Consider the following 25746-nt stretch of genomic DNA (forward strand, 5'->3'; position numbering starts at 1 on the left):
TCCCTCTAATTCTACGCTTACCTGTTTGTATTGCGTTTCCTGGGGTTATTTTCATGTTCAAGCCATCAGCGGCCGTCGCCGCTTGTGTTTTATCGCTTTTTGCCGTCGGTAACGCCCATGCCGATGGCTGGTTTTCCGGCGACTGGTATTTGAAGCTCGGCGGTTCGGGTTTTTCTGCGCCGAAATATCAGGGCGACAACAAGAACGAATTCGGCTTTTCGCCCATCATTTCTCTCGGCCGTCAGGGTCAGGGCGCGCGTTTCACGTCGCGCAACGACAGCGCCTCGATCTCGCTGCTGGACAATGGCCCGATCAGCATGGGTCTTGCGGGAAAGCTGGTGTCTCCGCGTGACCAGAAGGATTCGGCCGATCTGAAAGGCATGACCCGCATCAAGCGCGGCGGCGAGCTTGGCGGTTTCGCCGAGGCTTATCCCACCGACTGGCTGCGTATTCGCGGCGAAGCCCGTCAGGGCATCCGCAGCCATAGCGGTGTGGTCGCCGACCTCTCGGCCGACGTCTTCACTGATATCGCCCCCGGTATCCAGATTTCCGCCGGCCCGCGCGCCACATGGGTCAGCAGCAAATACAATGAACGCTATTACGGCGTAAGCGCCGCGCAGACAGCGGCCGGCGCGCCATCGCCCTACAGCCCCGGCGGCGGCCTGCATTCCGCCGGCGTTGGCGCCGCCATCACATGGAAGGTCACGGAAGCCGCTGAAGTTGGTTCCTTCGCCGAATATCGCCGCCTGACGGGCGATGCCGCCGACAGCTCGCTGGTGCGTGAGCGCGGCTCCAAGAACCAGTTCGTCGTCGGCGTCCAGGCAAGCTACAAATTCGGCTTCACGCTGCCCTGAGGCGGGCGAGTATGCCCACCCCAAGCCCCGCCGCGAAAGCGTTGCGGGGCTTTTTTGTGTCTGCGGCCAAGTGCTGAAATCGATTCCGATTCGCCTGCCGATGCTGTAGAACCATCCCCATGGTTCACCACAGCGATTTGTCAGACCGCGTCTCCGACGCACCATCCAACAACTGGGTCTATCGGATTTTGCCGAGACCCCTCTGGCCCTATGCGCAGCTGGCAAGATGGGACCGCCCCATCGGCTGGCAATTGCTGATGTGGCCGTGTTTCTGGTCCGCAGCACTCGCGGCCAATGCCGCGGTAGCAAGCGGCGGTTTTTCCTGGGGCACGCTGATCTGGCATCTGGCGCTGTTTTTCATCGGATCGGTGGCGATGCGCGGCGCGGGCTGCACCTATAACGATCTTGCGGACCACAAGATCGACATGGCAGTGGCGCGCACGCGCTCGCGGCCGCTGCCATCTGGTCGCGTGAGCAGGGCGCAGGCGAAGGTCTTCATCGTGTTGCAGGCGCTCGCCGGACTCGTGGTGCTGTTGCAGTTCAACGGATTTGCGATTGCCACCGGCATATTCTCGCTGGTCTTCGTGGCAATCTATCCCTTCGCCAAGCGCTTCACCAACTGGCCGCAATTTTTTCTCGGCCTTGCCTTTTCCTGGGGTGCGCTGATGGGCTGGGCCGGGCAGTTCGGGTCCATCGCCTGGCCAGCTGTCCTGCTTTATGTCGGCTCCATCGCCTGGACGATCGGTTATGATACAATCTACGCCCATCAGGACAAGGAAGACGACACGGCAGTGGGCATCGGTTCAACTGCGCTGCTGTTTGGAGACAACACACATCGCTGGCTGGTTTTTCTTTATGGCACAGCCCTTGTCATGATCGCCCTGTCCTTCTGGGGAGCGGGCGTTAACCTGATCGCCTATAGCGGCCTTGCCGCCGCCGCCATCATGCTTTTTCGGCAGGTCTGGGTGCTCGATATCGACGACGTGGCGCAATGCCTTGTGCTGTTTAAATCCAACAACCGCGTCGGCGTGCTGATTTTCGCCGGTCTCATTCTGCCGCTTCTGTTGGCGTGAGGTTGTTGAAAGGTAGATGCAAAAAAGCCCGGCCGCGATATCCGCGCCGGGCTTTTTATTGTTTTGTCTGAAGATTATCAGCTGCGAGCGATGATTTCCTTGCCCTCGATCTTCATGCTCATGCCGAGAGAACCGGTGGAGCGGCGCACGAGGAAGCGCGGGCGACGATCCGCGAAATAGGAGTGCCGGCGACGGGGGCGGCTGTTCTTGGTGCGCACCTTGCCGAGATGTTCTTCCAGCGGACGGGCGACGCCATCGGCCTCCACCATCAGCATCGGAATGCGGTAGGCTTCCGACCAGCTGCGCCAGTCGGCGGCGATATCGCAAAGATCATGGGCGACGAGAAGTGGAACGCAAAGTTCCGGATCGTCGTGGTGAAGCTCCAGCGTCACCGTCACCTGTCCATCACCATGGTCGATGGCGCGGGCGGCAACGCCCTTGAAAGCGCGGGCTGGCAGGGCGAAGGACAAAGGCAGGCCGGAAGAGGACAGGACCTTTCGCAGAACGGCGCCCCGTTCATCGAGCGTGACGGCAACATCGGTTGCGCCATTGCCCCTGCCATAGGTGACCTGTTGCGGAAAACGTGCCGGGTCGAGTCTGAGTGTGGCGACGGCCCAGTCGGGCTTCAGAACGGTCTTGGTCATGTTTATTCTACCCTTGTTTTACCTGAGAGCCGGTTTCCGGTCTTCTCATCGGGACTTTTCGTCCTCTGATGTCAGGAGAATATCCGCCGCATGTTCGAGACTGCTTAAAAATCGCGGTTAAGAAAACTTTGCATTCCCAAATGGTTAGCAAAACCCACCGTGGCATGGTTTCGCTGAGGTAAAGCCGATTGAGACAATGCGATTTTTCTCAGTCCCGAAACTGTGCTCTTTCAAGCTCCGGGCAAGGCGCGTCATGCACAGTCGCGCCAAGGCCTGCCGTGCGTCCGGATGGAGGTGTGGTGGGCGAATTCAAAACCGGAGCCGGCCGTATCCAGCGTGATGCGCGGTGCTCCATGGGGCATTCGCATGGTATCGACATTTCTGAGCTACGACCTCATCAACCGCGATATGAAGGCAAGCATTTCACGCGTGTCGCAGCAGGGGATCGTCGAGCGGCAGACGAAATATTACAAGGAAAACATCGGCAATGTAAAAAGCGTCGACGAGTTCCTCAATAACTACCAGCTCTATTCCTATGCCATGGATGCCTTCGGTCTCGGCGAGATGACCTACGCCAAGGCCTTCATGAAGAAGGTGCTGGAAAGCGACCTGAACGACCAGAACAGCTTTGCCAACAAGCTGACGGATGAACGTTATCGCGAATTTGCCGCATCCTTCAACTTCACGCAGTCCACGACCACGGTGCAGACGGAGGCGCAGCTCGACAAGATGATCGGGCTTTACGACACCTCGATCACCAACCTCGATGACAGCCTGTCCGAAGAAACCCGTTATTATAAGGCGATCATCGGAACGGTCACGAACGTCGACCAGCTTCTTCAGAACGATAGAACCCGCGCCTACATCTTCGAGGTCTTCAGCATTGATGAGAAGACCTACAGCTATTCCCACATCAAGGGATTGATGACGAGCGATATCGATGACCCGAACAGCTATCTGAACCAGAAGTTCGGCGCGGCCTATTCCGCTGCCGTGGAAAAGCTTACGACCAAGGGCAATATCGAGTTGCATGGGGATGTGACGGATCGGATAACGGCCATCGATACCGCGCTGGCTGATACCACGCTGACCGCCGAACAGCGAACCGCCCTTGAAACAGAGAAAACCACCCGGCAGGATCAGCTCACCCAGCTTGAAGCCGTGCTGCCGCCGAAGGACCAGTGGGCGGCGACCCTTGCCTCCATCACGGCGGAGCAGACCCAGCTCTCCAATACCGTCTCGCAATATAATACGATGGCGCAGATGGCCCAGGCTTTCGAATTTGCCAATGACGGTACCGTTGCGGCCGGCCAGGCGCAGACGGCCGACAACGTCAAGATCCTGACCCAGGCCTATGTCGGCAGTGCCCCGCGTGTGACCCCGACCGTTGCCACCTTGAACAGGGATTATTTCGAATCGAAGATCGGTTCGATCAAGACCGTCGATGAGTTAATGGCAGACCCGCGTCTGGTGAATTACATCAAGGTCGCATTCGACCTGAGTGACTTGACCATAGTCAATGCGACGATCGAGAACATTTTGACCAGCGATCTCAGCGATCCCAACAACTATATCGCCAAGTTCGGCAATGGCGACAAACGTTACATCGCATTGCGTGAAGCGTTCAATTTCAAGGCGGATGGAACGCTGCCGGACGGTACGGCACCACAGACGACGACCCAGACCGTTACCACGACCAACGGGTACATGAACCATTATAACGACAAGGACGAGGCCGCTGACGAAAACGCTTTGAAGCTGTTCAAGAGCGATATTGCCAACGTCAAATCTGTTGCGGACTTCCTGGAAAGCAGCGCGGTTTACACCTATGCGCTCAAGGCGGTCGGCCTCGATCCGACGAAGGTGAATATTGCGGACGTTCGTAGAGCCCTGACCAGCGACCTGCTGGACAAGAAGAGCTACGTTTATGCGCTGAAAGACGACCGTTACGTCAAACTCGCGGAACTCTTCAACTTCAAGTCTGACGGATCGCCAGGTTCTCCGGTTCTTGCGCAGTCCGAACTTGAAATTCAGAGCATGTCGGTCGACTACATCAAGAAGAAATCAGCCTTCGGAACAGACCAGGAAAAGGAAGCCGCCAAGAAGGAGGCGGAATTTTTCCGTTCGGAGCTACAGAAGGTCAAGACGCTCAGCGATTTTCTGGGGAATGATCGCCTGACGAAATTCGCGATGGAATCGCTTGGCATCGACCCGACGAAGGTCACCAAGGACCAGCTGCAAAAAATGTTCACGTCCAATCTGGATGACAAGGACAGCTATCTCAACAAGGAGATGGACCCGGCTTTTCGCCGTCTCGTCACCGCGTTCAATTTCGACACGGACGGTAATATCCTGCGCGAGGATCGAAGCTCCATCCAGACGCGTCGCGGCCTCTACGAGACGCTGGACAATTATCTGACGCAGACGCTGGAGACGCAGGCAGGTGAAGAAAATGCGGGCGTGCGTCTGGCGCTCTATTTCAAGCGAATGGCGGCGGGAACAACGTCCTATTACTCCATTCTCGCCGACACCGCGATCCAGAACTTCATCACGACCACCTTTGGCATTCCCGATGAACTCGGCAATGCCGGGGTCGATACGCAGGTGGCGATGATGAAGAAGTATTTCGACATCGAGGACTTTCAGGATCCCGATAAGGTCAAGAAGCTGATCGCCCGTTTTACCATCATGTACGACGACAAGCAGAACACCACCAACCCGATCATGATGCTGTTCAACGGCAGCGGCTCGGTGGGCATCAGCGGCGACACGCTGCTGGCTGTCGCATCGCTGCGTGCGCGGTAGGCTGGAAAGCGAGGACGGACGATGGAAAGGCCGAGCTTACCCGGTTAAGGTGTCTCACACGACCGCATTTGCGGACCCATTCACCAGCCCGGCAGCATGTGCCCGGCGCGCAGGCGCGGCATCTTCGGGTAGGTCTTCACATCGTTATCCAGCTCATCGGCGACGTTCATCGGAGAGATGTTGTCGAGGCAGGCGGTGATGTGGTCTGTAATGGCGTTCACCAGCGAGGGCGATAGGCCCGGCCGTTTCATCAGGCCGATCTGGACCGGCGGCAGCGGTGGGAAACCGTCCGAGGCGGTCAAAACCTTCATGCCGGTACGCAGCGCCGATTCCGGCAGCACGGAAACCGCCATGCCTGCCAGCACGGCGGCGGCAACCACGGTGGAAGACCAGCTGGTGAACAGCACCTGATAATCCCGCCCGTCGGCATCGAGCGCCGAGCAGGCAAGTTGGCGCCAGTGACAGTCGCGCCGGCCGACAGCCAGCGGCACTGGCGCATCATCCTTCAGCGGATGGTTCGCGGAGGTGACCCAGCAGAGTGGCTCGGTGCGCACGACATCGGATGAGCGGGCGCGGGGATTGTGGGTGACGAGTGCTATATCCAGCTCGCCGCGCGCCATTTTTTCGGCAAGGCTCACCGAAGGTTCGCAGACGATGTAAAGCTCGACATTCGGATGCGTCTTGGCGAAACGCCCGATGATCTCTGGCATGTAGCGGTCGGCATAGTCGTCCGGGGTGCCGATGCGCAACGTGCCCTCGAGCCTGTTGTCATCGAAGGCCGCAATCGCCTCGTTGTTAAGGCGAATGATGCGGCGGGCATAATTCATCAGTTTCTCGCCCTCGGCCGTCAGGCGGTTGCCGCGCCCGTCCTTTGCAAAGAGCTGTTTGCCGATCCGCTCCTCAAGTCGCCGCATCTGCATGGATACGGCGGATTGCGTCTTGAAAACGCGCTCAGCGGCCTTGGTAAAGCTGCCGGTATCGACAATGGCGATGAAGGTGTGCAGCTGGTCTATGTCGAGAGGTGCGGACATTGATACTCATCCATCAGAATGATTGATGCCTCACATTAGAAACATTCGTTGGACTGATCAATAGTCTTGCGACATTTTGACACCCAGCAAATCAATCTCAACCCCGGGGCGGGCACATCGTCAGGCCCCCAACCCAAGGCAGCTTCCCGCGCACGGTGCGTCGGGAGCGGTGCCGCATCGTGCCGTTACGGAAGGATCATTGTTATGCGCACGGCAGAACGGAAAATGGAACTGGAATTCGCAACCGGCCAGCAGAGCGACACCCTGCGTCGCATCGCTTTCGGTGTTGCTTCCACCGTGAAAACGTTTGTGCAGCGCATCTACAATCGTATCGTCGCAAATGGTCTCACGGAGCTTGACGATCGCCTGCTCGCCGATATCGGGCTGGCGCGCTCGGATGTGACCAACGCGCTCAATACCGGCTTGCTCGAAGATCCGACCGCCCATCTGACCCGCGCCGCACGCACGCGCTCAGTCACGCGGTTCAAGACGCTCTAGGCTTGTGTTCGTGCAATTCCGGCGTACCTCCAGACGCCGGGATTGCTCGCGAACCGATAAGGTTTTCCCCGCAGGGTGATTTGCCAATAACCCTGCCTTTGCCCGGTGTCAGGCCCCTCGGCCGCACCGGGTTTTTTTATGGCAACGCCTTGCCTGTCTTGCGCACTGTCCGGACGTAAAGCCGCTGCGCAGTTTCAGCGAAATGCTTTAATACTGATATTCATCGAATACTGGCAGCACCGATCCACCCCAGCGGCCGTTATAGAGCGCAAGCAGGTCTTCGGCGAGCGTGGTCTTCTTGGCGAGAACCTCGTCCAGCGAGGACAGGAACACGGTTTCGTCCTGGCCTTCGCCGTTCAGCCGGTTGCGGTTCTTGAGGCCGGTGCGGGAAATGTCCAGCACCTCGCGGGCGAAACCGAGAAGCGGCTTGCCGGCGATCTCCGCCGCCAGCCCCTTGGCCGGTACGGTATTGCGAAGGGCGATGACCTCATCAAAACTCCAGCCAGCTGTCAGCGCATCGGCTGCGTCAAGCGCTTCCTGATTATAGAGAAGGCCGACCCAGAAAGCGGGCAGGGCACAGATGCGTCTCCATGGGCCGCCATCGGCACCACGCATTTCCAGAAAGCGCTTCAGGCGCACATCGGGGAACAGCGTGGAGAGATGGTTCGTCCAGTCACCCATGGTCGGTTCCCATTCAGCGATTTCACCCTTTAACGCCCCGTTCATGAACTGACGGAAGGTGACATGGGTGCAATCGTGATACTTGCCGTCGCGCACGATGAAATACATCGGCACATCCAGCGCCCATTCGACATAATCCTTGAAGCCGAAATCGTCATTGAAGGTGAAGGGCAGCACGCCGGAGCGGCGATTGTCGGTATCGCGCCAGATATCGCCGCGCCAGGAAAGCAGGCCGTTCGGCTTGCCTTCGGTAAAGGGCGAGGAAGCAAACAGTGCGGTGGCCAGCGACTGGAGCTTCATGGAAACGCGCATCTTCTGGCGCATATCCGCTTCGGAAGAGAAGTCGAGGTTAACCTGAATGGTGCAGGTACGGTACATCATGTCGAGACCCTTGGTCCCGACCTTCGGCATGTAGCGCGTCATGATCGCGTAGCGCGATTTCGGCATGCGCGGTGTTTCGTCATAGCTCCACAGCGGGCTGCCGCCAATGCCGAGAAAACGGATGCCCATCGGCTCCGCCACTTCGCGCAGGGTCGCCAGATGCTGGTTGGATTCCTTGCAGGTCTGATGCAGGTTCTCGAGCGGGGCACCTGACAGTTCGAACTGGCCGCCCGGCTCGATCGATATGGCGCCCATGCCGTGCTGTTCGCCAAGTCCGATGATGTTTTCACCATCCATGATCGGCTCCCAGCCGAGCTTTTCCTGCATGCCCTTCAGCAGAGCGGAAATGCTGGCCTCGCCGAAATAGGGAACCGGCCGGTTGCCCTCGCGGAAAAAGGCGAATTTCTCGTGCTCGGTGCCAATGCGGAAGTCGGCTTCAGCTCTGCAACCGCCGGCCAGATAATCTGTAAGCTCCGTGACGGAGGAGAGGGGTGTCTGGTCGGTCGTATCGCGTGCCATGGCTTACCTTGTTATGACGTCTCTGTTGCGGCGAGGCATATGTGTGGCAGATAGAGCCGGATCGTATCCGGAGGCAAATGAATTTCTTTTAAAGATGCATGAAGCGCAATGGTTCAGCGCATGTCGCGTAAAACTGTGCAGCGGTTTTGCGATAAAGACATGTGCCAGATAGTTCAATTCCAGTCGCCGATCGATGCCTGAATGACCGCAAGGGCTGCGACCGCAGCCGTATCGGCCCTGAGGATACGCGGCCCGAGCGGAATGGGGGTGACGAAGGCAAGGCTGCGCAGCAGCTCTCTTTCCTCTTCGGAAAACCCGCCTTCCGGGCCGACCAGAAGAGCGATTTTGCGTTCCTTGATGGATTGCAGGACAGGCAGCGGATTTTGGCCCGCGTCGCCCTCGTCGCAATAGATGATCCGTCGATCCTGGGACCAGGTCTCGAGCATGTCTTTCAGTTTCACCGGCTCGGCCACGTCAGGCAACGACAGGATGCCGCATTGCTCGGCGGCCTCGATGGCATTGGCGCGCAGTTTTTCGGTATTGTGGATCTTGCCCTGCACATGCTGGGTCATCACCGGCTGCAAAAGACCGGCCCCCATCTCGACCGCCTTCTGCACCAGATAATCCATGCGTCCGACTTTCAGCGGCGCAAACAGGTAGTGCAGATCCGATGCCTGCGGCTGGGGCCGTGTCTGTTCCAGAGGGATGAGGGTGATCTTCTTGCGGCTCGGAAAGGAGAGCCTCGCCTTCCATTCCCCGTCGCGACCGTTGAACAGCAGGATTTCCGCGCCATCGGTCATGCGCAGTACATTGGCGAGATAATTGAACTGTTCGGTTGTCGCTTCCTGCGCCACGCCCGCAGCAAGCGGGGTTTCGACGAACAGGCGTTGCATCCGGAAATTTGCGCGCATGGGACTTTTCTGTTTCAGCGTCAGAGAAAGAGGAAGGACATAAGCCAATATAACAGTGCTGCAAGCGTAGCACTTGCGGGAACGGTCACCAGCCAGGCGGCGATGATGGTCATGAAGTGGGATCGCCGGACGAGATAACGGCGGCGTATCTCGGAAGGATTGTCCAGATATCGATCGGCCCGGCGGATTTGACTGGTGCCGGCCTGGACGAGTTCCTGCCGCCGTCGAGACGCCTGCGTGTACCATTCGCGGAAGAAGCCGACGCCGAACACGGCGCCGATCGCCGTATGGGTGGTGCTGACCGGCAGGCCGAAGCGTGATGCGACGAGAACCGTCAGAGCCGTGGCCACGGAAACGCAGAAAGCGCGCATCGGGTTGAGCTTGGTGATCTGTTCACCGACAAGGCGGATGAGGCGCGGGCCATAGAGAAGAATACCGCAGGAAAGCCCGAATGCGCCGACCAGCATCACCCAGAGCGGTGCGCGGGCGGACGTCTCCACCGCCTCGTCGTGCAGTGCCCGCACGATTGCCACCACCGGGCCAATGGCGTTCGAAACGTCATTTGCCCCATGCGCAAAGGACATGAGGCCAGCCGCAAGAACGAGCGGCCACTGAAACAGCGTTCGAAGCGACTGGTTGCGGTTTTCCAATCCCACCGATTGTTTGCGGATGATCGGCACGCACAGCCGCCAGGCGACAAGGCCGGTCAAAAGCCCGATGCCGCTTGCATGGCCAAGCGAGACATGCACGATCTGCCTCAGCCCCACCCAGATGAGATAAGCGGTGAAGACCCCGGTCATGATGCCGATCAGAACAGGAACCCAACGCTTCGCGGCGTCGATCTTGTCCTCCCGGTAGATGATGAATTCCTTGATGAAGGCAAGGAGGGCGATGGCGATGGCCGCACTTATAAAGGGCGCTAGAACCCAGGCAAAGGCGATGCTGCCAAGCGACAGCCAGTCGACTGCCCGGATGCCATAGGCCGCCATTCCAGCCCCCGCAACGCCGCCAACCACCGTGTGGGTGGTGGAAATCGGCGCTTTCGTCCAGGTCGAGATATTGACGAGAAGACCGGCGGCGAGGAGGGCCGACAACATAGCCCAGGAAAACACGGTGCGGTCGGGAATGGTCTGGATGTTGATGATGCCGCTGGAAATGGTCTCGACGACGTTGCCGCCGGTGATCAAGGCACCCGCGATCTCGCAGATGGCGGCGATGAAGAGTGCCGCTGCAAGCGGCATCGCCTTGGCGCCGACCGCCGGGCCGACATTGTTTGTCACATCGTTTGCGCCGATGTTGATTGCCATATAGGCGCCGATGGCAACGGCTGCGATGATGATGACGGCGCCCGCCGTGCCCGTGACGAAGGCGCCGGCAAATATCGCCGCCAGAACAACGAACATCACCCCCGCACCAAGGCCGGCAAGCTGCTGCGTGACGTGCAGCGTCGCCTCTTCGACACGGGTGATCTTCTCGAGATCCTTGTCGAGCGTCGGCTTCATGTTCGGTGGCGGCTTCATTGCCATTCAGACCTCGTTCGCCAGCATTCCCATTCGTCCGGCAATGTCGCGGGCTGAAGGCAATTTACAGAAAGACTGTTACATCTCGCACATCTTTCCAAAATGAAAGACAGTAAAAGCCATGTTGGAAAAACAAACCTGCAGATTGCCACTATTCGGGCGTGGACGCTATTTCGAAAGCGCCATCCGCTTGTCGAAAGTGAGCATGAGCGCTTTCAGTTCCGGCTCGTTGACCCGTTTGGCGGCCTCTTCGGGAGTGACCCATTCAAGCCGTCTGGAATCCTTCTCGGGAAAGCTGTCCTGCAGCTCCGCCACTTCGAGCAGATGTACCTGAACCTTACACAGCACATTGATGCCGCTGTTCAGCTTTTTCTCATACTCATAAAAGCCGAAGGGGGCCTTATCCACCCTGCCTTTGACACCGGCTTCCTCGTAGGCTTCCTGTTCGGCAACTGCATGCGCCTTCTTGTTGGCCATGGGCCAGCCTTTGGGAATGACCCAGCGCCCCGTATCCCTGCTTGTCAGCAACAGGACTTCCGGCTCACGAAGTTTTTTGGACGATCGATAGCACAGCGCTGCGTATTGCTGTCGCGGCGGTCTGCGCAACATCAAGCCTACATCTGTCGCCAATCGATTCAAAATCTTCAATCCGTGTGGATCCTTCTTCGCCTGTTAGTCGTAACTGCTAATATAGATATCCTTTATGTCCCGCCAATCCCCTCTCACGCATAACCCACGATTGTCTTCATGCCGTTGAAGATCGTAGGCAGCAGGGGATGTGGCAGGGGTGCGAACGAAGGCTTTGCCCGGTACGTAACCGTCAGCGACCGATCGCGGGAATACTGCATTTTTTCTGTTTTACGCTATTCAGAACGCAAAACCGCTATGAATTATTGCCGGAACTGCGTTGGCCAGTGTGCAATCCCCAATTCTGGAGACCTTCGATCACACCGTCAGCTTCGGTCGCGCGCGAGAGGAAAAAACGGCTGTCATTGTTCGCCAGCGAAAGAAGCTCCGGCAAGGCATTGCCAACGATCACACCGCGAATACCATTCAACTCGAACATCGCCCGATCATTGCCAGTATCGCCCGCAACCACTGATTCGTCGAGACCAATGTGCAGTTGTCCACATAACCACGCCAATGCCGCACCTTTGTCTGCGGCCTTGGGTAATATGTCGAGGTCGCGGTTGCTGGAATAGACGATCCGGGCATCGATATCCGCCGCAACGAGCGTGTTTTCGATATCACTGAGCGTCTTCTCATCCGCACCATGCAGGAACCAGCTGGATTTGAGGCCATGCTGATAGCGTTCCGCCTGCATGGTCACACCCGGCAGGCCGGCCATGACATCGGCGATCTTTTGCCGGTCGAAACCCGTACCGAGCGAATGCGTATAGGCGCTTTCAAGCTCGCCCCGCTCTCTTGCGTGCAGCATGGTGCCGACCCCGCCGATAATGTAGTCGGGCCTCGGCAAGGGAACGTCTTCCAAAAGGGCGAGCTGGTCATCGACCAGCCTGCCGCTATTGAAGACCAGAACCGGGCGAAGATCGTCCGGCAGCGAATGCCAGAAATCGCGGAACCGGCGCGTAGCGGCGTTATCGCCGACGACGGTTCCGTCGAGATCGGTGGAAAACAAGCGAAGCGGTTTCAATCGCCGTCGTTCCATGGTTCTGCCCAATCGGATTCTTCCAGAACAGGCATCAGCGGCCTGCCTTCCACCAGCGCCAGCAATTGCTGCGCGATTCCCGTCCAGGTGAAAAGGCTGCGCGCCTTGTGCGCCCCCATGCGGGAAAGCCGCCCATACAGCCGCTCGTGCTTGAACGGCTTCATCATGGTAATGCCAAGGTCTTCCTTATCGAAAGGGTCGGCAAACAGCGCGTGGCGGCCGTAGCTGACGGCGCGGAACAGCCCGCCGTGGATGGTTACCACGGTCGGAGTTCCACTCGCCATCGCCTCGATTGCGGTCATGCCGAATGGCTCGTAACGGCTCGACAGAACGAAAAGATCGGCTGCCCGGTAGATATCAGGCAAATCCTCGTCCTCGACATAGCCGGAAAACGCCACCTTGTCCTCCAGCCCGAGCGATTTGACTCGCTCTTTCAGCTGATTGAGAATGGTGGTTTCCTGCTCGTCCATATTCTCGCCGCCGACGGCCAGATGAAGGCGGGCTTCCGGTTCGCGCGCCGCAAGAACCGAGAAGCCGTCGATCAAAAGGTCGTAACCCTTGTTGGTGGCAAGGCGTCCAAGCGCCAGCACCACCTTGCCCTCGAAACCGAAACGCTGCCGGATCATTTGCCGCGTCGCATCAGAGACGGGGAAGAAGCGGTTGTCGTCATAACCCGGCGGGATCATGTGGATGTGCTTGCGCTTCAGACCGTAATCTTCGATCAGGACGTCGAGTTGCACCGGCGTCGTCGCAATCACCATGTCGCAACTGCGATAGATGATGAGTTCGTGCTGGATACGTTCCTTGAAATTGAACTCAAGTTCGAAGGTATCGGCCTTTTCCGGGTAATCGGTTTCCATCTGGCGTTTTTTCCAGAGGCCGAGCGAATGCGGCGTGTGCAGATGCGGGACTTTCAGCGCCTCGGAAAGCCGCTGCCCGGCAACGCCCGCATCCCAGTAGTGGCTGTTGATGAAAGAGTAGTTGAGGTTGTTTTTCTTGATGAAGCGCAACGCGTTTTCGCACCATTCCATCAGGTGGCGGTGCAGATATTCCTTGGGAATGAAATCGCGCCCGCCACAGGGAATGCGCACCACACGGACGCGCTCGTCAACCTCGTCGAATTCCGGCTGGTCTTCGAAGCGGCGGGTATAGAGATCAACGGTGTAACCGAGCTGGCCGAGTTTGCGTGCAAGCTCAAGCACATAAACCACTTGTCCCCCGGTGTCCGCTGCGCCGAGTGGCGGGTGCGCGGCGACATAGCCATGCGTCGATATGAGAGCTATCCTTGGATAGCGTTCAGTTTCGCTCGTGGTCGTCATGGGTCCCATCTTGGTAAATTTTTCCAATTAACCCCAGAAAAAGACCAAAGAGGACAAAAGGTTCCATAAAATCTGAAGAAAAGCGATGCCGCATTTCGTCTGAAGCTGTTTTCAGGCGTTGCGCTGCTGTTGTCGCAGGCGTGAAATCCGGTCCCATTCCCTTGCCTGATGCGCCTTGGATGTGGTGTCCACGATGAAATCGATATGGGTTTCCGCCGCAGCCCTTGCCCCTGCCGCATTACCGCCCGCAATGGCCTCGTGGATGGCGATATGCTGTCTCAGCACCTCGTCATGCGCACCTGCGACACTGAATATGAGATGGCGGTTATAGAAGATGTCGTCGCTCAGGAGCCGGTAGCAGGACCGCAATGTGTGCATCAGCACGATATTATGTGCCGCCTCGCCGATGGCGTTGTGAAATTCCACATCGCTTGCAAGTTCTTCTTCGAAGCGGCCAGCCTCATGGGCCTCCCGCATTTTTTCGACGATAGCCGCAAGGTTGCGCCTGTCCGGTTCCGTCGCCCGCTGTGCCGCAAGTTCGGCGGTCATGCCTTCGATATATCGGCGATATTCCAGAAAATCCCGCGTTGCGCGGCTGTGGCGTGTGATCAGCGCGCTCAAGGGATCGGAAAAGACCGGACCGACAATATCGGCCACATAAGTCCCACCGCCGTGCCGGCTGGTGAGAAGGCCGCGCGTTTCGAGTTCCTTCAGCGCTTCCCGCAGGATTGGCCGCGAGACATCGAGCTTCTGCGCCAGTTCACGCTCGCCGGGCAGCCGGTCGCCATCCCGCAATATGCCGTCGAGGATGAGCTCCTCGAAACGTAAGATCACCTCCTGCGATGTGCGGCTGTGCTCTATTCGGGCGAACAGTGTTTCGTCCATCGCAACATTCTCCGGCGAAGTCCCGCCCCGTATTCGATGGGGCAAATTATCAGCGAAGCATCGCACTGGTCAAATATTCTGTCCAGTTCTGCCGTAAGCTCTGCGCCATGCCTGCGGCAACACGGCACCTGCCTTTTTAAACTGGCTTTTGTTAAAGCACCCGCACAGGGTGGTGATGACGGTTTTCTCCGTCAGGTGCATCAAAACAATTACATATGCTTCGATTGCGGTGTCGTCATCGCGATGGATGTTCTAGATAACCGGCGAAACAGGCGGGGACGATATCGCAATGGCCAAGGGTAGATTTGCTTTCGCAAGCGCGCCGGAAAGATCGCTGGCTCTCGGCGAGGTTCATGCGCGGCCGACCGTGCTTCTCGCGCCGTCGCGCATCATCGTCCAGCTTGCCTTCATGATGGATGGCGGTTCTGCCGTGCATCACTCGGTCATTGCGGAAATGTCGCGTAGCCGGGGTGTCGCGCCGCCGGAACGCGATGCCCGCCACCATGCCATGCCCTGGGGGCAGGGCACGCTGCGCTGGGAGCGGCATACCGAATTCTCGACATGGTTCTGGGATGGCCCCGCGCCGGAAAAATTCGGCGGCGATATTGTCGGCGATCCGTTCGGCGACGGTTTTTCGCCACCCGGCTCCCTGATATCAGGCATACGGCTGGAAATCCGTCCAGAAGGCGCAACGGCCCCCAACGCGGAGACCATGTTCGAGCCGACGAGCCTCTGTTACAGCGACGTGCGCGACGGGCAGGCGGCGATCCTCACCGATTTCCGTCAGGATCGCGACGGGTTGACGCAGATATTGGTGATCGACCGTGGCTTGAGCGATTACAGCCGCGGTGCGCTGGTGCAGCGGCTGCTGGATATCGAGACCTATCGCACGCTCGCCATGCTCGGACTGCCGATGGCGCAGACGCTGTCGCCGGAAATCCGTCGCATCGAAGATGGCCTGACGGGAATCACCCAGCGCATGAAAAACGGCGCGCGCGACGAGGCCGATGCGCTGCTGGCGGAGATGACCCGGCTTGCGGCGGAACTGGAAGCCAATGCCGCGCTCAGCCTCTATCGTTTTGGCGCCAGCCGCGCCTATGACGGCATCGTGCATGAACGTATTCGCGCGCTTGCGGAAACGCCGGTTCAGGGGCACGAGACCATGGGCAGCTTTCTGGAAAGGCGCCTGGCGCCCGCCATGCGCACCTGCCAGTCGGTCGAGGAGCGGCAGGCCAACCTGTCGCGCAAGCTCTATCGCGCTACGGCACTCGTCAGAAGCTGGATCGACGTGGAACTGGAACGGCAGAACACGGTGCTCCTGAACACCATGAATAAGCGCGCCGCCATGCAGCTTCGCCTGCAGCAGACGGTGGAAGGCCTGTCCGTCGCCGCCATCTCCTATTACGTCGTCGGATTGATCGGTTATCTCACCAAGGCGATCAGCCACGACGTGCTGCCGGTTGATCCCGCCGTGGTCACCGGTCTTTCCGTTCCCTTTGCCGTGCTGGGCGTCTGGTGGGTGGTGCGCCGCATTCGCCGCTCCCATGTCGAGGGCGGGCACTGAATACCGGCGTCAATCATGCTCCCAATAGGGTGAGGGGCCGTAAAGTCCGGCGAGATAGTCGATGAACAGCCGCACCTTCGCGGGCAGGAACTGGCGGCTTGGATAGACCGCCGACAGCGTGACGTTTCGCGATCCCTCATAGCTGGGTAGAACCTGCACCAGCCGGCCGGCGCGCAATTCGTGGCCGATATCCCAGGTGGAGCGCAACGCAATTCCCAGTCCCGATATCACCGCCTCGCGGATCACTTCGCTGGAATTGGTGACCAGCATGCCTTCCGGGCGGATGCTGAGCGCCCCGCCCGGTCCTTCCAGTCGCCAGATATCGTTGTTGTGGGCCGGCAGACAGCGGTGCTTCTTAAGGTCCTCGATCGTCGCCGGCATGCCGTGGGCAGTGACATATTCCGCCGAGGCGCATAGCACGCGGCGCACCGGCGCCAGCCGGCGGGCGACGAGGCTGGAGGAATTGAGATCGGCGATGCGGATCGCCAGATCGTAACCGCCTTCGATGATATCGATGAATTCGTCGCTGAGCACCAGATTGACCGACAGGTCCGGGTGGCGCTCCATGAACGTCTTCAGATGCGGCGCAATATGCATGCGACCGAAGGAGGTGGGAGCTGAGATTTTCAGCGTGCCGTTGACGGTGTTGGCGCGCCCAGACACGAAATCCTCGGCATCCTCCAGCCCTTCCAGCACGGCAAAGTACCCGTTCGTAAAAGCCTTGGCCCGCTTCGGTCAGTGAGATCTGCCTTGTCGTGCGCTGGAACAGCCGTGCGCCGAGCTTTTCTTCAAGCCGCTTGATGCGCTTGGAAATAACAGCGGGTGAATAACCAAGCTCCTTGGCGGCAAGCGACATGCTGCCGGAGGCGGCAACGGTTGCGAAGACCTCCAGATCGCCCAGATTTGTCACAGTTGCCTCCCGATTATTTCCAGAACGGAAAAAATCCTTAGCATTTGATTGCGCTCCTTCAAAGTGGTAAAGAAACAATACCACTTGGCAAGACGTGCATGGAGGAGGGGGCGGTGACGCAGCCGATCAAGTTTCTGGAGCCGCGTGCGGCGGTTTTATCGAGCCGTGACCGCATCATATCCGATCTGAAGGATATCCTGGCCGAGGACTGTCTCGTGCACGAGCCGCGTGAGCTCGTGCCTTTCGAGACCGACGCTTTCGTCTCCTACCGCCGCCTGCCGCTGGCCGTCGCCCTGCCGAAGACCACCGAAGAGGTCGCAGCGGTACTGAAATATTGTCACCGTTACGGCATTCCTGTCGTGCCGCGCGGCGCGGGCACCTCGCTTTCCGGCGGCGCCATTCCGCAGGAAGATGCGGTGGTGATCGGCCTTTCGAAGATGTCCGCGATCCTCGAACTCGATTTTTACAATCGCACGGCAAGGGTACAGGCGGGCGTCACCAATCTCTCCATTTCCGATGCGGCCGGTGCGGAAGGCTTCTTTTATGCGCCGGACCCAAGCTCGCAGCTTGCCTGCACCATCGGCGGCAATGTCGGCATGAATTCCGGCGGTGCGCACTGCCTGAAATACGGTGTCACCACCAATAATCTGCTCGGCGTAAAAATGGTGCTTGTCGATGGCACGGTGCTGGAGCTGGGCGGCAAGCATCTTGACGCCGCCGGTTACGATCTTCTCGCCCTCGTTTGCGGTTCGGAAGGCCAGCTCGGCATCGTCACAGAGGCGACGGTGCGGCTGATTGCCAAGCCGGAGGGCGCGCGCCCGGTGCTGTTTGGTTTCGAAACCTCCGAAGAAGCTGGCTCCTGCGTGGCCGATATCATCGGCGCGGGCATCATTCCTGTCGCCATCGAATTCATGGACAAGCCGGCAATCGAGATTTGCGAGGCCTTCGCCAGGGCCGGATATCCGCTGGATGTCGGCGCGCTGCTGATCGTCGAGGTCGAAGGCTCGGAGGCGGAAATGGACGCCATGCTGGCCGATATTGTCGCCATTGCGAAAAAACACGGCGTGAAGACGGTCAGGGAATGCCAGTCGGCCATGGAGGCCGCGGCGATCTGGAAGGGCCGGAAATCCGCTTTCGGCGCAACGGGCCGCATCGCGGACTATATCTGCATGGATGGCACGGTGCCGCTTTCCCAGCTTTCCTATGTGCTGAAAAAAACAAGCGAAATCACCGACCGCCTCGGCCTTCGCGTCGCTAATGTCTTTCATGCGGGCGATGGCAACATGCATCCGCTGATCCTGTTCAACGCCAACGATCCGCAAGACGCCGCCCGGGCCGAAGAGGCGGGCAATGAAATCCTGAAGCTCTGCGTCGATGCGGGCGGTTGCCTCACCGGCGAACACGGTGTCGGCATCGAAAAACGCGACCTGATGCGGCACCAATATGCCGAGGCTGATCTTGCCCAGCAGATGGCGGTTCGCGCTGCTTTTGACGAGGGTTGGTTGATGAACCCTTCCAAGGTGTTTCCGCTGGAGGGGAGGGGATGATGTACTTTAGCTTTGTAGCCTTGGTGGGTGCGGCTCACCCCTCTGTGCCCGGCAGGGCAGAGGAGGGTATCTCTTGCTCGGAGCGCACCCCATGCTGACCCCTTATGCAGAAACCCAGGTCGCCGACATCATCCGCGACCACACAACCCGAAAAACCCCGCTGAAAATCATCGGCGGCAACACCCGCTCCGGTTTCGGCAATGCGGTCGAGGCAGATGAAACGCTTTCCTCCCGCGCAATGTCTGGCATCATCGCCTACAACCCCGCCGAAATGGTCATGACGGTCAAAGCAGGCACACCGCTCGCCACCGTCGAGGCCGCCCTTGCCGAAAACCGGCAGATGATGGCCTTCGAGCCGATGGACCACCGCCCGATCATGGGAACTGCAGGCGAGCCGACCATCGGCGGCGTCTTTGCTGCCAATGTTTCCGGCCCGCGCCGTTATGTGGCTGGTGCGGCGCGTGACAGCCTGCTCGGCATCCGTTTCGTCAATGGAAAGGCGGAAGTCATCAAGGCGGGCGGCCGGGTAATGAAGAATGTCACCGGGCTAGATCTCTCGAAGCTTCTGGCGGGTTCACACGGCACGCTCGGTTTTCTCACGGAAGTAACCTTCCGCGTGTTGCCGAAACCGCCAGCGGAAAAAACCGTGGTTGTCTCCGGTCTGGACGACGAGGCCGCGACGCGGATCATGGCGGCAGCGATGGCGATGAGCGTCGAGGTTTCCGGTGCGGCCCATCTGCCGGAAAGCGTTCGCTCCCATTTCATCGCAGGCGCGCTGCCGGAAGGTCCGGCGACAATCCTGCGGCTGGAAGGGCTCGGGGCTTCCGTCGAGGCGCGCGCGGCGAAACTCCTTTCCGTCATGGATAGGGTTGGCCCATGGGCGCTGCTGGAAGGCGAGGAGAGTGCTGTTTTATGGCGGCAGGTGCGGAATGTCGCGCCCTATGCCGGGCAAGATGCCAAACCGCTCTGGAAAGTCTCGGTCGCGCCGAGCGAAGGCCACAGGCTGGTTGCTGCCTTGCGCATGGAAGCGGGCATCGATGCCTTTTATGACTGGCAGGGTGGTCTCATCTGGATGCAGATGGAGGCGGACCCGGAAGCGGAATTGGTGCGCGGCGCCATCCGCGCGCTCGGCGGCGGGCACGCCACCTTGATGCGGGCGAGCGACGCGGTGCGCGCCACTGTGCCGGCATTCGAACCGCGCCCGGCGGCGGAGGCCATATTGTCTGCGCGCATCAGGGAAAAGCTCGATCCAGCGGGCATCTTCAATCCTGGCAAGATGGGAAGGGCCGTCTGAACCATGCAAACATCCTTCACGCCCGAGCAACTGGCTGATCCGCATGTGGCGGAATCCGAAAAAATCCTGCGCAAATGTGTGCATTGCGGCTTCTGCACCGCCACATGTCCCACCTATGTCACGCTTGGTAATGAGCTGGACAGTCCGCGCGGCCGCATCTACCTCATCAAGGACATGCTGGAAAATAGCCGCCCGGCGGACCGCGAAGTCGTCACCCATATCGACCGCTGCCTGTCCTGCCTTGCCTGCACCACCACCTGTCCGTCCGGCGTCGACTACATGCATCTGGTCGATCACGCCCGCGCCCATATCGAACAAACCTATAAACGTCCCTTCATGGACCGCCTGACCCGCAATCTTCTGGCTGCGGTTCTGCCTTATCCCGGTCGCTTCCGGTTGGCCTTGCATCTGGCACGGATCACGCGACCCTTCGCCGGTGTGCTCGCGAAGTTTCCCGCGCTGAAACCGCTGCAATCCATGCTCGCTCTCGCCCCGGCTTCCGTGCCCGCCGTTTCAGCTTCTGCCCGTCCGGGTGAACGGTCAGCCGAAGGTGAAAAGCGTGGACGTGTCGCCATTCTTACCGGCTGCGCCCAGCCGGTGCTTGACCCTGGTATCAACGAGGCGACGCTGCGTCTTCTGGCGCGGCTTGGCGTGGAGGTTGTCGTGCCGAAGGGGGAAGGCTGCTGCGGATCGTTGGTGCACCATATGGGGCGCGAGGCCGAGGCGCTCGCCGCCGCCCGCCGCAATGTCGATGTATGGATGCGTGAAATGGAAAATGGCGGCCTCGATGCCGTCATCATCACCGCATCCGGCTGCGGCACGACCATCAAGGACTACGGCCATATGCTACGGCTTGATCCGGCCTATGCGGACAAAGCCGCACGGGTATCGGCACTCGCGAAGGACATCACCGAATATCTTGCCACGCTCGACCTGCCGCAAAAGGAAAGCCAGGGCCTGACGGTTGCCTATCATTCGGCCTGCTCCATGCAGCATGGCCAGAAGATCACCATGGCACCGAAGCAATTGCTGAAAGCGGCTGGTTTTACCGTCCGCGATCCGGCGGAAGGGCACCTCTGCTGCGGGTCGGCCGGAACCTACAACATCATGCAGCCGGAGATCTCAGGAAAGCTGAAGGCGCGCAAGGTGAGGAACATCGAAGCCACACGCGCGGATGTCATTGCCACCGGCAATATCGGCTGCATCACGCAGATCGCGACTGGCACGGAAATGCCGATCCTGCACACGGTCGAGCTGCTGGACTGGGCTTATGGCGGACCGAAACCCGCGAGGCTTTTGGCTTAGAGCGCCGTTCGCTTGTAAGGGCCATGGGACCCGACACAAGGCTCGGGCCGGTGCGTCGTTCGCTCTCCTCATCCCTGTGCTTGTCGAAGGGATCCAGTCAGCCCAGATCCTTGGGCTTGAAGGCCTCTTCTTGAAGCGCAGACGCGCGTCGGATGTATTCCTGTGACAAGCACAGGAGTGAGGTTTGAGGGTAGCTTGGCACCTGTCGGAAAGCGCCCTCTATTTCCATCCCAGTTTTAGAACTTGTAGGCCACGCCGAAGTTCACCGCATTGGTCATGATATCGGTTTTAAGCTTGCCGCCATTGTCGATATCCACGTCGATAAAGGAGTAGGTGCCTTTATATTCCACGAAGGTCGACCAGTTGTCGGTTATGCGGTAGCTGAGGCCGGCCTGCGCCTGCAGGGTTGCGCCACCGAACTGGTATTCGAAGGTTTTGCCGGAAGCCCGGGTAACCTCCACATGCGGCACGTTGATGCCAACGCCCGCGCCCACGTAAGGCGTCAGGCGCCAGGTCTCCAGCGGGAAACGATAGAGCGCGTTCAGCGTCAAAAGGTTCAGGCCGTCGGTGAACTCGAAATGCGACCAGCCGGAACGCGCCAGCGTCTGGTCGTCGGCATAGACCTTGTCGTGGGTGTAATCGAGCGAGATGCCGAGATTGTTGAGCTGGCCTTCCTCGAACCAGTAGGTGCCGCGCACCCCCCAATAGGCCGGGCTCGAAAATGACTTGCCTTCCCACCCCGCCCGGAAGTCCGTTCCGTCCGAAACCGTGACATCGCTGTGCGGGGCGCTTTGCCAGCCGCCGTAACCGGAAAATTCAAATTCCCCCGCGATTGCGGAAGAGAAGGAAACGCCGCTGAGCAGCAGGGCGCAAAGAATGGAAACGTGGCGCAGCATGGGGAGAATCCAGTTTGGTGTTGAGGACACACCAAACCGCTTTTTAGTAACATTTAAATGACAGAAACGAAAAACGGGCGGTCAGCTGACCACCCGTTTCAAGGCCGTTCCATCATCCCCCTGAGAGAGGTCCGGCGCCTGGCGTCCCCCGCCAAGTCTCCTTCAATCAATCTAGTAGCGATTGTACCGCTGCGGGACATCAATTCAAGCGCGATCTGCCGCGGTGTGGGCTGCAAAGTCCGCGTATTAGCGGCACCGTTGCCGTCATATCACAATGACGGTTGTTCCGACGTTCACACGCTCGTAAAGATCGGTGACATCCTCGTTGCGCATGCGGATGCAGCCTGAGGAATTGTTGCTGCCGATCGTCCAGGGCTGGTTGGTACCGTGGATGCGGTAAAGCGTTGATCCGAGATACATGGCGCGCGCGCCCATCGGATTGGCAGGGCCGCCTTCCATGAAGGCCGGAAGGTAGTGTCCCTTCGTCGCTTCGCGGCTGATCATTTCTTTCGGGGGAGTCCAGCTCGGCCATTCCGCCTTGCGGGTCACCTTGTGTGTTCCGGCCCATTCGAAACCGGGCTTGCCGACACCGACCCCGTAACGACGGGCCTTGCCATCCGCCATGACGAGATAGAGGAAGCGGTTCGGCGTATCGATGACGATGGTGCCGGGCTTCTGAGTGGTCTGGTAGCTCACGATCTGGGGCAGGAATTGCGGGGCGATCTGCGTGCGCACCGGCGCATTCGGGCGAACGGCGGCGTTCTGTACCCGGGCCGGGCGCTGCGAGGTGACGCCGGAGCTTGGGCGCTGTGGCATGGCGGCCTGGCGCTGCTGGAAGAAAGGCTGGCGGGCTGCTGGCGCGCGCGGGTAAACCACGGGCCGCACATTGCCGCCACCAAGCTGCGTTACCCAGGGGGCGGAAAGGTCTGGACTGACGACGACAGGCGGGCGCTCCCGATAACGCTCACCGGCTGCGGCGGCCGGGGCGGCGAAGGTGGAAACGAGGCTCAGCGCCAGAAAAACGGACTTCATCGTCATCGGGTGGACTCTCTCTGCGGTATGTCGCAACAATAGCAATTGCGGGATCATTCGCCCGCCTTGCCGGCTACGTTCGCACCTTGACGCCAGCGAATCGTAAATGGCTGTTCATTAAAAAGCGCTTGATTAGAAAAAGCTGGATTTAAGGTTAGCGACCCGTTTTGAAACGTGGTGAATGAGTGGTAAGTGCGCGCATCACGCCGGTCACGGGCGGGAGCGAAAAAGGGTGGTTGCGGTATGAACGAGGCGGGACTTGAAACGGGCGCGGATGGCCGCGTGCGGTGTTTCTGGCAGCAGGGACTTGAGGATTACAGCCGCTACCATGACGGAGAATGGGGTTATCCCGTCACCGACGATCGCCGCCTGTTCGAGAAGATATGTCTCGAGGGCTTCCAGTCCGGCCTCTCTTGGCTGACGGTGTTGCGCAAGCGCGAGGCTTTCCGTCTTGCCTTTGCCAATTTCGAATTCGAAAAAGTGGCGCAGTTCGGTGAAGCCGACATTGAGCGCTGTGTTGCGGACAAGGGCATCATCCGCCATCGAGGCAAGATCGTGTCGACCATCAACAATGCCCGTCGCGCCATAGCGCTCCGGGACGAATTCGGTTCGCTTGCCCATTATTTCTGGGGGTTCGAGCCTTCCGCCGCAGAAAGGCCGCAAAGGCTGGACTATGCGACGTTAAGGGCCAACCCCACCAGCGACGCGTCCATTCGTCTTTCCAGGGATTTGAAAAAGCGCGGCTGGACCTTCGTCGGCCCGACGACCGTCTATGCATTCATGCAGGCCATGGGTATGGTCAACGATCATATCGAAGGCTGTCATTGCCGTGAGCCGATCGAGGCCATGCGGCGGGAGTTTGTACGTCCATGAAAGCAAAGTCCCTTCTTCTGGCTTTTGCCATGGCCGTGGCGGCCGTGCCGCATCCATCCCTTGCGGAAAGCCGCAACGTCGACGGCATCTGGCTGGACGACGGCGAAAGGCTCAAGGAAGTTGCCCTGCCGCCCACCGGGCCGTTGAAACTAGATGGCTGGACACGGCGCGGCCGTGGCGATGTCTACCGCCTGAAGGTCAAGGCCGGGCAGACGATGAAGGTCGAGCTTACCTCTTCCAGCGAATTCGTCCTGATGGCGATCTTTGATTTTTCGACGCCGGATCAGGACGCGATCTTTTTCAGCGACTCCGAAGGTAAAATCGCCACGTTGACGCCGAAGGCGGATACCGAATGGCTGATCCGCCCGACGCTTATCCTGGGATCACCGCGTCGCGGGCTCGGCGCGCATTATATCCTGACGGTCAGCACTCAGAAATAACGGCCCGCCGCACCGTCAGGCCGTTTGCGTCAGCGCGATCAGGCCGAAGCTCAAGATTCCAAGCAGCACGAGCGAGAGGCTGGCGGCGACGATGACCTTGCCCCCGGCATGGCGAAGGCTGCGAATGTCGACCGACAGACCAAGTGCCGCCATCGACATGATGGTGAGGATGTTGGAGAGCGAGGCGAGGGGCCCTAGCAGAACCTCGGGAATGAGGCCGAAGGAACGGGCCATAATCATCAGCACGAAGCAGATGATGAACCACGGAACCATCTGCTGCAACTTCAGCCGGCCCTTGCCGGACTGGCCGTGGATGACGGAGAGGGCAGCAATGACCGGCCCTAGCATCAGGACGCGTATGAGCTTGACGATTGTCCCGGTCTGCACCGCAACGGCGCCGAGCGGGGCGGTGGCGGCTAGCACCTGCGGTACGGCATAGACCGTCAGGCCCGCGAAGATGCCATACTGGGTGGCATCAAGACCGAGAAGCTGCGGCAGAAACGGCATCAGCAGAACGGCGGCGACACCGAGAACGGCTGTAAAAGCAATCGATGCGGCGACATCTTCTGGCTTGGCGCCAATGGCGGGCGCTGCCGCCGCGATCGCCGAATTGCCGCAGATGGAATTGCCGCAGGCGATAAGGGTTGCGAGTTTGGGTGGCAGCCCCAGCATCCGCCCGGCGGCATAGCTGAAGATCAGCGAAAGGGCGACGATGACAGCGATGCCGCCGATCAGCAAGCCGCCGGCGCCTTTGAGAATGGCAAGGCTCAAGGATGCGCCAAGAAGCGCCACCGCAATCTCGAGCAGGGTCTTGGCACTGAACTTGATGCCGGCCGAAGCAACCGCTGGCAGCGACACGAGCGAACGCAAAAGCGTACCGATCAGAATAGCCAGCACCAGATCGCCGAGCCATGCATGTCCGGCAAGCCGCACCTGAAAGCGTTCCGCCAGAATGGCAGCGCAACTGACCGCCGCGCAAAGCAGAATGCCCGGCAGAAGCGGGGTCAGCGAACGAAAAGAAGACTGGAAGGGATGAGTGAGGGTGCGATGCTGTGCCATGGCCAGACAATGCCGTAATGGCCTGTTTTATTCTAT

The 25746-nt window shown here is 59.4% G+C and carries 22 protein-coding genes and 1 pseudogene; 10 read left to right on the top strand and 13 right to left on the bottom strand.

What is annotated here, in order from left to right; genetic code table 11:
- Positions 1-53: 53 nt before the first annotated feature.
- Positions 54-854, top strand: coding sequence for a MipA/OmpV family protein (locus QE432_RS16095; RefSeq protein ID WP_003515199.1), 801 nt, complete (start codon positions 54-56; stop codon positions 852-854).
- 119 nt (positions 855-973) lie between these two features.
- Positions 974-1927, top strand: a complete 954-nt coding sequence (gene ubiA / locus QE432_RS16100) for a 4-hydroxybenzoate octaprenyltransferase (protein WP_003515201.1) — start codon at positions 974-976, stop codon at positions 1925-1927.
- A 77-nt stretch (positions 1928-2004) separates the two neighbouring features.
- Here ubiA and QE432_RS16105 read toward each other — a convergent pair whose 3' ends face one another.
- Complete coding sequence (locus QE432_RS16105; RefSeq protein ID WP_003515202.1) at positions 2005-2571, bottom strand: DUF6101 family protein; 567 nt, start codon at positions 2569-2571, stop codon at positions 2005-2007.
- A 366-nt stretch (positions 2572-2937) separates the two neighbouring features.
- On the opposite strand from QE432_RS16105, the gene QE432_RS16110 reads away from it, so the two are divergent.
- Complete coding sequence (locus QE432_RS16110) at positions 2938-5376, top strand: DUF1217 domain-containing protein (protein ID WP_306624939.1); 2439 nt, start codon at positions 2938-2940, stop codon at positions 5374-5376.
- Positions 5377-5456: 80 nt separating this feature from the next.
- Here the strand turns inward: QE432_RS16110 and QE432_RS16115 are convergent, their stop codons facing one another.
- Positions 5457-6407: a LysR substrate-binding domain-containing protein gene (locus tag QE432_RS16115; protein WP_003515204.1), complete on the bottom strand. Its 951-nt coding sequence runs from the start codon at positions 6405-6407 to the stop codon at positions 5457-5459.
- Positions 6408-6611: 204 nt separating this feature from the next.
- Here QE432_RS16115 and QE432_RS16120 point away from each other — a divergent pair, with 204 nt between their 5' ends.
- A complete protein-coding gene (locus QE432_RS16120; protein WP_003515205.1) occupies positions 6612-6905 on the top strand; it encodes a DUF1127 domain-containing protein in 294 nt (97 codons plus the stop codon).
- A gap of 207 nt (positions 6906-7112) precedes the next feature.
- On the opposite strand, the gene QE432_RS16125 is transcribed toward QE432_RS16120, so the two are convergent.
- The 7 genes from QE432_RS16125 to QE432_RS16155 form a co-directional block, all read right to left on the bottom strand.
- Entirely contained in the window at positions 7113-8486 is a 1374-nt protein-coding gene (locus QE432_RS16125) for a glutamate--cysteine ligase (RefSeq protein ID WP_038489924.1), read from the bottom strand.
- A 173-nt stretch (positions 8487-8659) separates the two neighbouring features.
- Positions 8660-9397, bottom strand: coding sequence for a 16S rRNA (uracil(1498)-N(3))-methyltransferase (locus tag QE432_RS16130; protein WP_162693297.1), 738 nt, complete (start codon positions 9395-9397; stop codon positions 8660-8662).
- Between the two features lie 20 nt (positions 9398-9417).
- Positions 9418-10923, bottom strand: coding sequence for an inorganic phosphate transporter (locus tag QE432_RS16135; protein ID WP_173992356.1), 1506 nt, complete (start codon positions 10921-10923; stop codon positions 9418-9420).
- Positions 10924-11085: 162 nt separating this feature from the next.
- The gene (locus tag QE432_RS16140; protein ID WP_162632874.1) at positions 11086-11526 is read right to left on the bottom strand and encodes an NUDIX hydrolase; all 441 of its coding nucleotides are present in this window, start codon (positions 11524-11526) and stop codon (positions 11086-11088) included.
- Between the two features lie 274 nt (positions 11527-11800).
- The gene (locus QE432_RS16145) at positions 11801-12571 is read right to left on the bottom strand and encodes an HAD-IIB family hydrolase (protein ID WP_111804414.1); all 771 of its coding nucleotides are present in this window, start codon (positions 12569-12571) and stop codon (positions 11801-11803) included.
- Positions 12568-13914, bottom strand: coding sequence for a glycosyltransferase family 4 protein (locus tag QE432_RS16150; protein ID WP_004432251.1), 1347 nt, complete (start codon positions 13912-13914; stop codon positions 12568-12570). The genes QE432_RS16145 and QE432_RS16150 overlap by 4 nt, the downstream gene beginning before the upstream one ends.
- Positions 13915-14016: 102 nt before the next feature.
- Positions 14017-14790 carry a FadR/GntR family transcriptional regulator gene (locus QE432_RS16155; RefSeq protein WP_004432249.1) on the bottom strand — a complete coding sequence of 258 codons (774 nt, stop codon included), beginning with the start codon at positions 14788-14790 and terminating at the stop codon, positions 14017-14019.
- A 289-nt stretch (positions 14791-15079) separates the two neighbouring features.
- On the opposite strand from QE432_RS16155, the gene QE432_RS16160 reads away from it, so the two are divergent.
- The gene (locus QE432_RS16160) at positions 15080-16354 is read left to right on the top strand and encodes a DUF3422 family protein (RefSeq protein ID WP_013635538.1); all 1275 of its coding nucleotides are present in this window, start codon (positions 15080-15082) and stop codon (positions 16352-16354) included.
- A gap of 9 nt (positions 16355-16363) precedes the next feature.
- Here QE432_RS16160 and QE432_RS16165 read toward each other — a convergent pair.
- A pseudogene (locus tag QE432_RS16165) lies at positions 16364-17264 on the bottom strand (LysR family transcriptional regulator).
- Between the two features lie 98 nt (positions 17265-17362).
- On the opposite strand from QE432_RS16165, the gene QE432_RS16170 reads away from it, so the two are divergent.
- From QE432_RS16170 to glcF, 3 genes are all read left to right on the top strand, one after another.
- Positions 17363-18811, top strand: a complete 1449-nt coding sequence (locus QE432_RS16170; RefSeq protein WP_236762564.1) for an FAD-linked oxidase C-terminal domain-containing protein — start codon at positions 17363-17365, stop codon at positions 18809-18811.
- Between the two features lie 91 nt (positions 18812-18902).
- A complete protein-coding gene (gene glcE / locus QE432_RS16175; protein WP_306624943.1) occupies positions 18903-20105 on the top strand; it encodes a glycolate oxidase subunit GlcE in 1203 nt (400 codons plus the stop codon).
- Between the two features lie 3 nt (positions 20106-20108).
- Positions 20109-21410, top strand: coding sequence for a glycolate oxidase subunit GlcF (gene glcF / locus QE432_RS16180; RefSeq protein ID WP_004432239.1), 1302 nt, complete (start codon positions 20109-20111; stop codon positions 21408-21410).
- 236 nt (positions 21411-21646) lie between these two features.
- On the opposite strand, the gene QE432_RS16185 is transcribed toward glcF, so the two are convergent.
- Both QE432_RS16185 and QE432_RS16190 read right to left on the bottom strand, forming a co-directional pair.
- Positions 21647-22306, bottom strand: a complete 660-nt coding sequence (locus tag QE432_RS16185) for an outer membrane beta-barrel protein (RefSeq protein WP_013635541.1) — start codon at positions 22304-22306, stop codon at positions 21647-21649.
- A gap of 264 nt (positions 22307-22570) precedes the next feature.
- The gene (locus QE432_RS16190) at positions 22571-23344 is read right to left on the bottom strand and encodes a L,D-transpeptidase (RefSeq protein WP_004432233.1); all 774 of its coding nucleotides are present in this window, start codon (positions 23342-23344) and stop codon (positions 22571-22573) included.
- Positions 23345-23581: 237 nt separating this feature from the next.
- Here QE432_RS16190 and QE432_RS16195 point away from each other — a divergent pair, with 237 nt between their 5' ends.
- Positions 23582-24211, top strand: coding sequence for a DNA-3-methyladenine glycosylase I (locus QE432_RS16195; RefSeq protein WP_004432231.1), 630 nt, complete (start codon positions 23582-23584; stop codon positions 24209-24211).
- Positions 24208-24651, top strand: coding sequence for a hypothetical protein (locus QE432_RS16200; RefSeq protein WP_013635544.1), 444 nt, complete (start codon positions 24208-24210; stop codon positions 24649-24651). Before QE432_RS16195 ends, QE432_RS16200 begins: the two co-directional genes overlap by 4 nt.
- 15 nt (positions 24652-24666) lie before the next feature.
- On the opposite strand, the gene QE432_RS16205 is transcribed toward QE432_RS16200, so the two are convergent.
- Positions 24667-25710 carry a YeiH family protein gene (locus QE432_RS16205; protein ID WP_019564245.1) on the bottom strand — a complete coding sequence of 348 codons (1044 nt, stop codon included), beginning with the start codon at positions 25708-25710 and terminating at the stop codon, positions 24667-24669.
- Between the last annotated feature and the right edge of the window lie 36 nt (positions 25711-25746).

This window comes from Agrobacterium sp. SORGH_AS_0745 (genome assembly GCF_030818995.1).
GTDB lineage: Bacteria > Pseudomonadota > Alphaproteobacteria > Rhizobiales > Rhizobiaceae > Agrobacterium > Agrobacterium tumefaciens.

Bases quoted from the DNA above. Each gene is read 5' to 3' on its own strand.
- QE432_RS16095 (WP_003515199.1), top strand. From the start codon at position 54: ATGTTCAAGCCATCAGCGGCCGTCGCCGCTTGTGTTTTATCGCTTTTT.
- ubiA (WP_003515201.1), top strand. From the start codon at position 974: ATGGTTCACCACAGCGATTTGTCAGACCGCGTCTCCGACGCACCATCC.
- QE432_RS16105 (WP_003515202.1), bottom strand. From the start codon at position 2,571: ATGACCAAGACCGTTCTGAAGCCCGACTGGGCCGTCGCCACACTCAGA.
- QE432_RS16110 (WP_306624939.1), top strand. From the start codon at position 2,938: ATGGTATCGACATTTCTGAGCTACGACCTCATCAACCGCGATATGAAG.
- QE432_RS16115 (WP_003515204.1), bottom strand. From the start codon at position 6,407: ATGTCCGCACCTCTCGACATAGACCAGCTGCACACCTTCATCGCCATT.
- QE432_RS16120 (WP_003515205.1), top strand. From the start codon at position 6,612: ATGCGCACGGCAGAACGGAAAATGGAACTGGAATTCGCAACCGGCCAG.
- QE432_RS16125 (WP_038489924.1), bottom strand. From the start codon at position 8,486: ATGGCACGCGATACGACCGACCAGACACCCCTCTCCTCCGTCACGGAG.
- QE432_RS16130 (WP_162693297.1), bottom strand. From the start codon at position 9,397: ATGCGCGCAAATTTCCGGATGCAACGCCTGTTCGTCGAAACCCCGCTT.
- QE432_RS16135 (WP_173992356.1), bottom strand. From the start codon at position 10,923: ATGGCAATGAAGCCGCCACCGAACATGAAGCCGACGCTCGACAAGGAT.
- QE432_RS16140 (WP_162632874.1), bottom strand. From the start codon at position 11,526: ATGTTGCGCAGACCGCCGCGACAGCAATACGCAGCGCTGTGCTATCGA.
- QE432_RS16150 (WP_004432251.1), bottom strand. From the start codon at position 13,914: ATGGGACCCATGACGACCACGAGCGAAACTGAACGCTATCCAAGGATA.
- QE432_RS16155 (WP_004432249.1), bottom strand. From the start codon at position 14,790: ATGGACGAAACACTGTTCGCCCGAATAGAGCACAGCCGCACATCGCAG.
- QE432_RS16160 (WP_013635538.1), top strand. From the start codon at position 15,080: ATGGCCAAGGGTAGATTTGCTTTCGCAAGCGCGCCGGAAAGATCGCTG.
- QE432_RS16170 (WP_236762564.1), top strand. From the start codon at position 17,363: ATGGAGGAGGGGGCGGTGACGCAGCCGATCAAGTTTCTGGAGCCGCGT.
- glcE (WP_306624943.1), top strand. From the start codon at position 18,903: ATGCTGACCCCTTATGCAGAAACCCAGGTCGCCGACATCATCCGCGAC.
- glcF (WP_004432239.1), top strand. From the start codon at position 20,109: ATGCAAACATCCTTCACGCCCGAGCAACTGGCTGATCCGCATGTGGCG.
- QE432_RS16185 (WP_013635541.1), bottom strand. From the start codon at position 22,306: ATGCTGCGCCACGTTTCCATTCTTTGCGCCCTGCTGCTCAGCGGCGTT.
- QE432_RS16190 (WP_004432233.1), bottom strand. From the start codon at position 23,344: ATGACGATGAAGTCCGTTTTTCTGGCGCTGAGCCTCGTTTCCACCTTC.
- QE432_RS16195 (WP_004432231.1), top strand. From the start codon at position 23,582: ATGAACGAGGCGGGACTTGAAACGGGCGCGGATGGCCGCGTGCGGTGT.
- QE432_RS16200 (WP_013635544.1), top strand. From the start codon at position 24,208: ATGAAAGCAAAGTCCCTTCTTCTGGCTTTTGCCATGGCCGTGGCGGCC.
- QE432_RS16205 (WP_019564245.1), bottom strand. From the start codon at position 25,710: ATGGCACAGCATCGCACCCTCACTCATCCCTTCCAGTCTTCTTTTCGT.